Origin of the sequence: Mesorhizobium sp. M7A.F.Ca.US.007.01.2.1 (assembly GCF_003998165.1) — a bacterium.
In the GTDB taxonomy this organism is placed as follows: Bacteria; Pseudomonadota; Alphaproteobacteria; order Rhizobiales; family Rhizobiaceae; genus Mesorhizobium; species Mesorhizobium ciceri.
The window spans coordinates 1-10,853 of record NZ_RZQP01000214.1; the positions used below are offsets into that span (position 1 = coordinate 1).

Sequence of the window (10,853 nt, forward strand, 5' to 3'; positions counted from 1 at the left end):
GACCAGCGCCCCCGATCAACCGCCGATGGCAGCGGCGCCGAAAGGCGTCGAGGGCTCGTGGATCGACGCCAAGGGCACCGGCCTGTCGACCTTCACCGGCGGCACCTTCACGACGGTAGCCACCGACACCGGCCAGAAGCTTGCCGACGGCAGCTACACGATGACCGGCGCCACATCGGTGCAGATCAACGGCACCTCGCTGATCCGCCAGACCGCGGTCAGCTTCAACTGCCTGATGGTGTCGACAAGCCAGCTCAACTGCACGAGCTCCAGCGGTCAGAATTTCGTGCTGACAAGGCGCGTCTGAACCCACGACCATTCGTTTTCCAAGGACGGCGGCCGGTTGGCCGCCGTCCTTTTTTGTGCCGGCAAAGGGTCCCGGATTCCGCTTGCGTCATCCGGAACGCGATGGGAACATGGCCAAAGCGCCGGCTGTTATGTTCCAGTCAAGCAAGAGCGCTAATGGCCTCTGATCAGCTTTCCGGGAGACGAAGATGAAGAAGCTTGCCGCCATTGCAGCCCTGTCAGCCTCAACCCTCGGCCTGTCGGCCGGCGCGTCCTTTGCCGACTACACGCTGAACATCCTGCATATCAACGACTGGCACAGCCGCATCGAAGGCAACAACAAATATGAATCGACCTGCTCGGCGGACGAGGAGACCAAGGGCGAGTGCATCGGCGGCGCGGGCCGGCTGATCACCGCGATCGCCCAGGAACGCAAGAAGCTGGAAGGCCAGAACGTGCTGCTGCTCAGCGCCGGCGACAATTTCCAGGGCTCGCTGTTCTACACGACCTATAAGGGCAAGGTCGAAGGCGAATTCCTCAACGACATGAAGTTCGATGCCATGGCCCTCGGCAACCATGAATTCGACGACGGCGAGGCCGCCTTGGCGCCGTTCCTCGACATGATCAAGTTCCCCGTGCTCGGCGCCAATGTGAAGGCCAACGCGCAATCCAAGCTCGGCGACCGCGTCAAGCCATCTGTTGTCGTCGAGGTCGGCAGCCAGAAGATCGGCATCATCGGCGCGATCACCAACGACACGCCGGACCTCGCTTCGCCGGGTCCCAACGTCGCCATCGAGGACGACGTCAAGTCGATCACTGCCGAAGTCGAGAAGCTCAAAGGCGAAGGCGTCAACAAGATCATCGCCGTGACCCATATCGGCTACAAGCGCGAACGTGACGTCATCGCCAAGATCCCGGGCGTCGATGTCGTCGTCGGCGGCCACAGCCATTCCCTGCTGTCGAACACCGATCCGAAGGCGGAAGGCCCCTACCCGACGATGGTCGACAATCCGGACGGCTACAAGGTGCCGGTGGTGCAGGCGGCCTCCTATTCGAAATATCTCGGCGAGTTCAAGGTGGTGTTCGACGACAATGGCGTCGTCAAATCGGCCAGCGGCGACCCGATCTATCTCGACAAGTCGATCACCCCCGACCCGGCCGTGCTCGCCCGCATCAAGGAGCTTGGTGCGCCGATCGAGGCGTTGAAGAACAAGGAAGTGGCCGAAACCACCGACGTCATCGACGGCAGTCGCGAGAGCTGCCGCACCCGCGAATGCGCGATGGGCAATCTCGTCTCCGACGCCATCCTCGACCGCGTCAAGGGACAGGGCGTCGAGATCGTCATCTCCAATGGCGGCGGCCTGCGCGCCTCGATCGACAAGGGCACCGTCACCATGGGCGAGGTGCTGACCGTGCTGCCCTTCCAGAACACGCTGGCGACCTTCCAGATTTCGGGCAAGGATCTGGTGGCCGGCCTCGAGGGCGGTCTCAGTCAGGTCGAGGACGGCGCCGGGCGCTTCCCCCAGGTCGCCGGCCTGAAATATTCCTTCGACAAATCCGTTGCGCCCAATGCCGGCCGGGTCAAATCGGTGGAGGTCATGGAAGGCGGTGCCTGGACGCCGATCAAGCCGGAGAAGGACTATCTGGTCGCCACCAACAACTATGTTCGCCAGGGCGGCGACGGCTACAAGGTCTTTGCCGACAAGGCCAGGAATGCCTACGACTACGGCCCCGGCCTCGAACAGGTGGTTGCCGACTATCTCGGCGCCCACCGGCCCTACACGCCGAAGCTCGACGGCCGCATCACCGAAATAGCCGCGACCGTCGCCGCGGCGCCTGCGACCCCGGCAAGCGATCCGGCCAAGCCAGCCGAAGCAGCCCCGGCCACCCCGGCGCCCGCACCGGCTGAAGCCGCCAAGCCTGCCGAAGCGGCACCGGCAATGCCTGAATTGCCGGCCAACTCGGGCGATATCGCCAACACACCACCGGCCATATCGACGGAAGGAGCACCTCCCCCGCCAGCGCAACCAGCCGCGCCGGCACCGGCCGAGCCGGCAAAGCCTGCTGAGGCCGCGCCAGCGGAAGCCAGCCATGTCATCGTTGCCGGCGACACCTATTGGGATCTGGCCAAGAAAGCCTATGGCGACGGCGCCAGGTGGAAGGTCATTTCGGGCGCCAACAAGGGCTACGAACCCCGCCGGCTTCCTGTCGGCGCAACGCTGACCATCCCGCCGAAATAGCTCGCTTATATGCCTGAATGACACCGCCCGTCCGAAAACCGGACGGGCGTCCTGTTTTCGGGCTAATGCATGTCGCCCAAAAGTGACCTCGGTTTTGGGAAAACGACATGCATAAAACAAAGAGTTAAAGCGGGTCGTCTGAATCCATTCGGACAATCCGCTTTAAGGTGCGGCCAGACGCTGCATTGAATGCGCGCGCAAGATGGTTAGGTTCGCGTCTCCCGGAGAACCCTTATGACGCTTCCCACCCCTGCCGATCCCAAGGTCGCAAAAGCGCTCGGCCCGTTGCCCGCTGGGCATCCGCCGGTCAAGGCGGGCAAGATCGGCGTCATGCTGGTCAATCTGGGCACGCCCGATGGCACCGATTTCAAGCCGATGTGGCGGTATCTGCGTGAATTCCTGTCCGATCCGCGCGTCATCGAGCTCAACAGGGCGATCTGGTATCCGATCCTCTATGGACTTGTGCTCACCACGCGCCCCAAGAAGTCGGGCGCCAATTACGCCCGGATCTGGAACCGGGAAAAGAACGAGTCGCCGCTGCGCACCTACACCCGTGCCCAGGCCGAAAAGCTGGCCGAAGCGCTGCGCGACCTGCCTGATGTCGTCGTCGACTGGGCGATGCGCTATGGCAATCCTTCGACTGCCAGCATTGCCCAGCGTCTGGCCGACCAGGGCTGCGACCGCATTCTTTCGTTTCCGCTCTATCCGCAATATTCGGCGACGACCACGGCAACAGCCAACGACCAGCTGTTTCGCGCGCTGATGAAGATGCGCCGCGCGCCGGCCGTCCGCAGCGTGCCACCCTACTATGACGAGCCGGTCTATGTCGAGGCGCTGGCGCGTTCGATCGAACGGCATCTGGCGACGCTGGATTTCGAGCCGGAGGTGGTCATCACCTCCTATCACGGCATTCCAAAACCCTATTTCGAGAAGGGCGATCCCTATCATTGCCACTGCCAGAAGACGACGCGGCTGTTGCGCGAACGGCTCGGCTGGGATGACAGGAAACTGATCATCACCTTCCAGTCGCGCTTCGGCGCGCAGGAATGGCTGCAACCCTATACCGACAAGACGGTGGAGAAACTCGCACAGGACGGCGTCAAGTCGATCGCCGTCGTCAATCCCGGCTTTTCCGTCGACTGCATCGAGACGCTGGATGAGATCGGCCGCGAGGCGGCCGAAACCTTCCACCATGCCGGCGGCAAGAATTTCGCCCATATCCCTTGCCTCAACGACAGCGCGGAGGGGATGGCGGTGATCGAGGCGATGGTGCGGCGCGAACTGTCTGGCTGGGTCTAGGAGAAATTCCAGGAAAAGTGTGAAACGGTTTTCCCGGGAAAAGCGAATAGCGCTTTCCCTTGGGAATTTCGTCAACCGGAGTTAGAGCGGCTCGCCGCTCTAACTCCGGAACAACACAAGCTCCGGGGCGTTAAGGCGCGCCGCCGGAGAATGCGATGCCCCGCAAACTCGACCTCAGAACTGGCCAGCCCGTCTGGTCAGCCTATCGCGCGCCTGCGGTGCCGACGGACGGCCTGATCCGGGACGTCAAGGCAGATGTGCTGGTCGTCGGCATGGGCATCAGCGGCGCCATGATGGCCGAGGCGCTGACGGCCGATGGCCATCGGGTGATCTGTATCGACCGGCGCGGTCCGCTGAAGGGCTCGACGGCCGCAACCACCGCACTGGTGGCATTCGAAATAGACCAGCCTCTCTCCACGCTTTCGAAGATGATCGGCAGAGCCTCGGCGCAGCAGGCCTGGCGGCGCTCGCGGCTCGCCGTCTCCAATCTCGCCGGACGCATCGCCGAACTCGGCATCAACTGTGGCCTGAGCCGGACGCCGTCGCTCTATCTGTCTGGCACGATACTTGGTCCGTCGGAACTGCGCGACGAGGCCAAGGCACGGCGGCTGGCCGGCATCGCCGCGACCCATCTGACGCCGGCGCCGCTGGCGGAGACATTCGGCATCGACCGCGAAGGCGCCATTCTCAGCCACGGCAACATCGCGCTCGACCCGCGTAAGCTGACGGCTGGGCTGCTGCTGAAATCCCTTCAGCGCAAGGCTCGCTTCTACGCCCCCGTCGAAGCGACAGTGATTGAGGATAGCGCCGAAGCTGTTGTCGTCGCGACCAGGGATGGCCCGACCATAACCGCGCGACATATTGTTCTGGCCACCGGCTACGAACTTGTGGAGATCGTGCCGGCCGCGGCCCACCGGATCATCTCGACATGGGCGATCGCAACATGCCCGCAACCGCGAAAGCTCTGGCCGGACGCAGCGTTCATCTGGGAAGCGTCGGAGCCGTATCTGTATATGCGCACGACGATCGACGGCCGGGTCATTTGCGGCGGCGAGGACGAGGATTTTGTCGACGAAGCGCGGCGCGACGAGCTGATCGCCGACAAGAGCACACGCATCGCCGAGAAGCTCGGCCTGGTATTTCCGCATCTCGACACCAGGCCCGATTTTGCCTGGACCGGTTCGTTCGGCACCACAACCACCGGCCTGCCCTATATCGGCGCCATTCCCCACCACCCGCGCATCCATGCGGTGATGGGCTACGGCGGCAACGGCATCACCTTCTCGCAGATCGCTTCCGAAATTCTCCCGGCTTCGATCAACGGGCTGGAGGACACGGATGCAAGATTGTTTGCCTTCAACCGCTGATCGCACCCGCAAACAATCCGTCATCACCTGATTGTAACGCATCTGAAACACACTTAAGTCTTTGGTGAAGTCGGCCGCGCGAGAATGGCTTGTGCGGCCTTCGTCTGAGGGAGAGCCAAATGGATTTCAGTGGTTTCGATATTGCGGTTGGTGCACTTGCCCTTCTGGTATTGGTGCTGCTGATCAAAGGCATCAGGACAATCCCGCAAGGCTACAACTATACGGTGGAGCGCTTTGGCCGTTACACCAAGACACTGAGCCCGGGTCTCAATTTCATTTACCCGTTCATCGACCGCATCGGCGCCAAGATGAACATGATGGAGCAGGTGCTCGACGTTCCAAGCCAGGAAATCATCACCCGCGACAACGCCATTGTCGGTGTCGACGGCATCGCCTTTTTCCAGATCCTCAACGCCGCTCAGGCCGCCTACCAGGTTTCCGGCCTGCAGAACGCCATCCTCAATTTGACGATGACCAACATCCGTACCGTCATGGGTTCGATGGATCTCGATGAACTCCTGTCGAACCGCGACGCCATCAACGAGCGCCTGCTGCGCGTCGTCGATGAAGCGGCCCACCCGTGGGGCATCAAGATCACCCGCGTCGAAATCAAGGACATCAACCCGCCGGCCAACCTTATCGAATCGATGGGCCGGCAGATGACCGCGGAACGCAACAAGCGCGCCCAGATCCTTGCCGCCGAAGGCCTCAAGCAGTCGCAGATCCTCGAGGCCGAAGGCCGCAAGGAAGCCGCCTTCCGCGATGCCGAGGCGCGCGAGCGTTCGGCCGAGGCGGAGGCCCGCGCCACCCAGGTGGTGTCGGAAGCGATCTCCAAAGGCGATGTGCAGGCGCTGAACTACTTCGTCGCCCAGAAATACACCGAAGCGTTGGGCAAGATCGGCACCGCGACCAACAGCAAGATCGTGCTGATGCCCTTCGAGGCATCGTCGCTGATCGGTTCGCTCGGCGGCATTGGCGAGATCGCCAAGGAAGTCTTCCGCAGCGAGGGCACGACCGGCTCGCAGAGGCAGGCCGCGCGCCCGCCGGTCGTTCGCCCAACCGACAACTGAGGTCGAAACCAATGATCGACCGCATCGTTTCCGAACTCGGCCCCTGGAACTGGATGGTTCTCGGTTTCGTCCTGCTGGTGATGGAAATCATCGCGCCGGGTATCTTCATGCTGTGGATCGGCATCGCCGCGCTGATCATCGGCGCTGTGTCGCTGCTGATCTGGGACACCGGCTTCTGGACATGGCAGGTCCAGGTCCTCGCCTTCCTGGCGCTGTCGCTGGTCTCGGCCTATGTCGGCAAGAAGCTGGTCGGCAGCCGCAACGACCCGACCGATCAGCCGCTGCTCAACCGGCGCGGCGCGCAGATGGTCGGCAGGATGGCGACACTTGCCGAACCGATCCGGGACGGGCGCGGCCGCATCAAGCTGGGCGACACACTGTGGCGTGTCTCCGGCCCTGACCTGCCGGCCGGCACGCAAGTGCGCGTGACGGGTGCGGCCGATACGGATCTGGAACTGACCGTCGAGGCGGTCTGAACGTTCAGGCGGCGCCGATACGCAGCAGATCATGCAGGTGGATGAGGCCGACTGGTTTCCGGCCCTCCACCACCATCAGGCTGGTGATGGCTGAATTGTTGATCGTCTGCAGCGCCGTTGCCACCAGCGTGTCCGGCGTCGCGGTCTTCGGACCTCTTGTCATCACCTGATCCACCGTCATCGCCAGCAGATTGCTGCCGATGTGACGGCGGATGTCGCCATCGGTGATGATGCCGACCAGCGCACCGTCGACATCGGTGATCGCGACGCAGCCAAATCCTTTGCGCGACAGTTCCAGGATCGCGTCCTGCATGCCGGTGCCCGCAACCACCAGCGGCAGCCTGTCGCCGACATGCATGATCTCGCGGATCTGCGTCAGGTTGGCGCCGAGCTGGCCGCCCGGGTGAAAGGTGCGGAAATGGTCCGGCGTGAAGCCGCGTGCTTCGAGCAGCGCGATCGCCAGCGCGTCGCCCATCACCAGTTGCAGCAGCGTCGATGTCGTTGGCGCCAGGCCGTGCGGACAGGCCTCCGGAGCGCGCGGCAAAAGCAGCACCACGTCCGCCGCCCGCGCCAGCGCCGATGTCTCTCCGGCGGTGACGGCGATCAGCGGAATGGAAAAGCGCCTGGAATAGGCGACGATGCCCATCAGTTCCTTGCTTTCGCCCGACCACGACATGGCGATGATGGCGTCGTCCCTGGCGATCATGCCGAGATCGCCGTGGTTGGCTTCGGCGGGATGGACAAAGAAAGCCGGCGTGCCGGTCGAGGCCAGCGTCGCGGCGATCTTCGAACCGATATGGCCGCTTTTGCCGACGCCGGTGACGATGAGCCGGCCTTCAATCCCCGAGATCATCTCGACCGCCTGGGCGAAAGGCGCGGCCAGCCCATTCTCCAGCGCCTCGGCGAGGGCTTCGACACCAGCCTGTTCTGTCGCCACCGTCCTCAGCGCCGAAGCGATCGAGGCTTGCCTGTCCAAAGGCTTCTTATCCAGGGATCCCGCATGCATGGCTGATGCGATTAGCGCTTTGCCGGCGCGCTGTCCAACGGAAATGGCCCCAGGCATATCGCCCGAACGTGTGCGGTGGTTTCAGACGACGGCAGGCGAGAAAACGCACGCAGTATGAATCCCTTTGGAAATCAGCGCTTCAGGCAGCTGACGGGCCGCTGCCTCAACCCTCCGTTAACCATCCCCATTTACGGTTCGGTAAGTATGGCGCGCGTGCGCCGCGCAAGCAGTGGTGGCGATGTCCGGGGTCCAGCCAGAAAATTCGACGCGACGTGGGGGCAAGGCGGTCTGCGCCTTGCTGCTGGCAACCAGCATGTTTGCCTTGCTGCGCCCAACGGCGCTCCATGCCCAGGAAACCGAACTGCGCGGCGAAGTTTCGGAATCGGCGATCCTGTCCGACCAGCAGCGCAAGGCGAGACAGCTGGCCTTGGCAGCGCAGGGTCAACAGCCGGCCAACGCCGCGCAGGACAATGCGCCGGCCCGCACCTATCTGCCGGCCAGCGCCGGTGCCGTGCCTGACGACGCCGACACTGGCGACGCCACCGCGACCGGCAGCCTCTTCGACCCGCCGGCAGCCACTGACGACACGTCCGCCGACACGGCGGCGCCGCCCAAGCCGCGCCGCCGCTCATCGAGCGCCAGGCAGAATGCGGCTGACCAAGCCAAGGACAAGGCTGCCGACAAGTCGAAAAAGAAGAAGAAATCGACGGCCGACACCTCCGACATCACCGCTTCCACGACCGCCTCCCGGACCGCCTCCACGACGGACGCCACCGATGCTGCAGAGACCGATGCGGACACGGCCAACCGCCGCGCACTCACCATCGACAGCGCCGACAGGCAGAAGCTCGACCCAGGAGCGGAGCGTACGGACGCCATCGAAGGCCAGAAGAAGAAGCTGGAGGATGATCCGTTTGCCGCCACCGGCGTCAAATGGGGCTCCTTCGTCATCCGGCCGACGATCGAACAGGGCCTGACCGCCACCTCGAACGGCGATTCGAGCAGTGCAGGCAAGTCGGCGCTGCTGTCCGAGACGGCGCTGCGCTTTTCCGCCGCCTCCGACTGGCGCGAGAACTCCGCTACGATCGACGGCTATGGCCTTTTTCGCGAGACCGTCTCGGGTTACCCGGTTCACGACGAGCAAGGCCGCATCGAAGGCCAGCTCAATGTCGACCTCGACAATGAATTGCGCGCCATCGCCAAGCTCGGCTACGAGGCCGTGCCGGAATCGGCATCATCGCCGGACGCCATTGCCGGCGTCAGCAAGCAGCCGCTGCGGCAGACCATCGATGGCAGCCTGGCCGTCGAAAAGCATCTCGGCAAGATGCAGTACACCTTGACCGGCGCGGTCTCGCACGACTTCTACGGCGACGCCAAGCTCTCGGACGGCACCTCGCTGTCGCAGAAGGATCAGGACTCGACGCTCTACACGGCGACGTTGCGCACCGGCTACGAGATCTCCCCTGCCCTGACCCCTTTCACCGAAATCGAGGTCGGCCGCCGGACCTATGATCAACGCATCGACAATGAAGGCTTCGAGCGCTCGTCGACGCGGCTCGGCGCCCGCGCCGGCCTTGCACTCGACATGGGTGAGAAGCTGTCGGGCGAATTCTCGGCCGGCTGGCTCAGGGAAGCGATCGACGACAAAAACCTTGATGCGATCTCGGGTGCCACCGTCAACGCCGACCTCAAATGGTCACCCGAGCGCGGCACCATAATCGGCCTGACCGGGCGGACCACCGTCGAGCCCACGACCACATCGGGCGAGAGCGGCGATATCCTCTATTCCGGTCGCCTGACAGGCGAACGCCAGATTCGCGCCAACCTCACCGCCAACGCGGCTCTGGGTCTCGACTGGCGTGATTACATCGGCATCGACGGCCATGACAGGGTGTTGAGCGCCGAGGCCGGCCTGACCTGGTGGCTGAACCGCTACGCCGGCCTGACCACAAGAGTGAGGAGCGAGAAACTGACCAGCAACCTGCCGGGCCGGGACTACACCGCCAACAGCATCTTCCTCGGCGTCAAGGTGCAGCGCTGAACGGCCGCACCAACGACATCCGGCCGCTCGCTAGGATGTTTTAAAACGCAGCGCCACGGCGCTCTGACGGCTTCAGCTCGTCGAGAAGCGTGCGGATGACGCCCGCCATGTTCTCGTTCATGTCGCTGCGCCACAGCGCGAAGGCGACATTGGCCTCGACAAAACCCTCCGGCGATCCGCAGTCGAACGTGCGGCCTCGATAGTGGTAGCCGTAGAAAGGCTGCTGCTTTTCCAGCTTCAGCATGGCGTCGGTGAGCTGGATCTCGTTGCCGGCGCCTTTTTCCTGACCTTCTAGGATCTTGAAGATCTCCGGCTGCAGGATGTAGCGGCCGTTGATGTACAGGTTGGACGGCGCGGTGCCGGCCTTCGGCTTTTCCACCATCTCGGTGATACGGAAGCCGTGATGCGTGTCCTCGCCGCGGCCGACGATGCCGTATTTGTGGGTTTCGGCGGGATCGCATTCCTGCACCGCGATGATGTTGTTGCCCGTCTCCTCGTAGAGCTCGACCATTGCCTTCGTGCAGCTCTTCTCCGACTGCATGATCATGTCGGGCAACAAAAGCGCGAAGGGCTCGTCGCCGACGAGCTCGCGGGCGCACCAGACGGCGTGGCCAAGTCCCATCGGCACCTGCTGGCGTGTGAAACTGGTCTGCCCCGGCGCCGGCTGCAGCCGCTGCAGACGGGCGAGCTGGTCGTCCTTGCCGCGCTGGGCCAGCGTGTCATAGAGTTCGAACTGGATGTCGAAATGGTCCTCGATGACGGCCTTGTTGCGGCCGGTGACGAAGATGAAATGCTCGATGCCGGCCTCGCGCGCCTCATCCACCACATACTGGATCACCGGCCGGTCGACGACGGTCAGCATTTCCTTGGGGACAGCCTTGGTGGCCGGAAGAAACCGTGTGCCGAGGCCGGCGACCGGGAAGACTGCCTTGCGAACTCTCTTCATGCTTTCAATTATCCGTTTGAGGGCCAGCTCCGCAATCCCCGTTTCAAGACATTTTCACGCCGGAATTGGGGATTACTGGGAAACTGAGGGGAACGTCCACCGGTAAAGCTTCGAAGCGTCTTT

General features: G+C 63.3%; 9 protein-coding genes. 7 read left to right on the top strand and 2 right to left on the bottom strand.

Annotated elements, in window-relative coordinates; genetic code table 11:
* The 6 genes from EN949_RS27825 to EN949_RS27850 form a co-directional block, all read left to right on the top strand.
* Nucleotides 1-307, top strand: a 307-nt coding sequence (locus EN949_RS27825; RefSeq protein WP_127371842.1) for a hypothetical protein, incomplete at its 5' end; no start/stop codon positions are given.
* 187 nt (nt 308-494) lie between these two features.
* On the top strand, nt 495-2,525 hold the full coding sequence (locus EN949_RS27830; protein ID WP_127370962.1) for a bifunctional UDP-sugar hydrolase/5'-nucleotidase: 2,031 nt from the start codon (nt 495-497) through the stop codon (nt 2,523-2,525).
* Between the two features lie 234 nt (nt 2,526-2,759).
* Nucleotides 2,760-3,824 (top strand): ferrochelatase, encoded by a 1,065-nt coding sequence (gene hemH, locus EN949_RS27835; protein WP_127367780.1) that lies wholly within the window; start codon nt 2,760-2,762, stop codon nt 3,822-3,824.
* Nucleotides 3,825-3,979: 155 nt separating this feature from the next.
* On the top strand, nt 3,980-5,191 hold the full coding sequence (locus EN949_RS27840) for an FAD-binding oxidoreductase (RefSeq protein WP_127370963.1): 1,212 nt from the start codon (nt 3,980-3,982) through the stop codon (nt 5,189-5,191).
* A gap of 119 nt (nt 5,192-5,310) precedes the next feature.
* Entirely contained in the window at nt 5,311-6,261 is a 951-nt protein-coding gene (locus EN949_RS27845) for an SPFH domain-containing protein (protein WP_013529726.1), read from the top strand.
* A gap of 11 nt (nt 6,262-6,272) precedes the next feature.
* Nucleotides 6,273-6,737 (top strand): NfeD family protein, encoded by a 465-nt coding sequence (locus EN949_RS27850; RefSeq protein WP_013529725.1) that lies wholly within the window; start codon nt 6,273-6,275, stop codon nt 6,735-6,737.
* Nucleotides 6,738-6,741: 4 nt separating this feature from the next.
* On the opposite strand, the gene EN949_RS27855 is transcribed toward EN949_RS27850, so the two are convergent.
* A complete protein-coding gene (locus tag EN949_RS27855) occupies nt 6,742-7,743 on the bottom strand; it encodes a KpsF/GutQ family sugar-phosphate isomerase (RefSeq protein WP_013529724.1) in 1,002 nt (333 codons plus the stop codon).
* A 238-nt stretch (nt 7,744-7,981) separates the two neighbouring features.
* Between EN949_RS27855 and EN949_RS27860 the strand changes: the two genes are divergently transcribed.
* Nucleotides 7,982-9,784: an outer membrane beta-barrel protein gene (locus EN949_RS27860; RefSeq protein ID WP_164754855.1), complete on the top strand. Its 1,803-nt coding sequence runs from the start codon at nt 7,982-7,984 to the stop codon at nt 9,782-9,784.
* A gap of 40 nt (nt 9,785-9,824) precedes the next feature.
* Here the strand turns inward: EN949_RS27860 and galU are convergent, their stop codons facing one another.
* Nucleotides 9,825-10,730 (bottom strand): UTP--glucose-1-phosphate uridylyltransferase GalU, encoded by a 906-nt coding sequence (gene galU, locus EN949_RS27865; RefSeq protein ID WP_013529722.1) that lies wholly within the window; start codon nt 10,728-10,730, stop codon nt 9,825-9,827.
* Nucleotides 10,731-10,853: the final 123 nt, after the last annotated feature.

Coding starts and splice junctions, on each gene's coding strand:
- hemH (WP_127367780.1), top strand. CDS start 2,760: ATGACGCTTCCCACCCCTGCCGATCCCAAGGTCGCAAAAGCGCTCGGC.
- EN949_RS27850 (WP_013529725.1), top strand. CDS start 6,273: ATGATCGACCGCATCGTTTCCGAACTCGGCCCCTGGAACTGGATGGTT.
- EN949_RS27840 (WP_127370963.1), top strand. CDS start 3,980: ATGCCCCGCAAACTCGACCTCAGAACTGGCCAGCCCGTCTGGTCAGCC.
- EN949_RS27830 (WP_127370962.1), top strand. CDS start 495: ATGAAGAAGCTTGCCGCCATTGCAGCCCTGTCAGCCTCAACCCTCGGC.
- EN949_RS27855 (WP_013529724.1), bottom strand. CDS start 7,743: ATGCATGCGGGATCCCTGGATAAGAAGCCTTTGGACAGGCAAGCCTCG.
- galU (WP_013529722.1), bottom strand. CDS start 10,730: ATGAAGAGAGTTCGCAAGGCAGTCTTCCCGGTCGCCGGCCTCGGCACA.
- EN949_RS27860 (WP_164754855.1), top strand. CDS start 7,982: ATGTCCGGGGTCCAGCCAGAAAATTCGACGCGACGTGGGGGCAAGGCG.
- EN949_RS27845 (WP_013529726.1), top strand. CDS start 5,311: ATGGATTTCAGTGGTTTCGATATTGCGGTTGGTGCACTTGCCCTTCTG.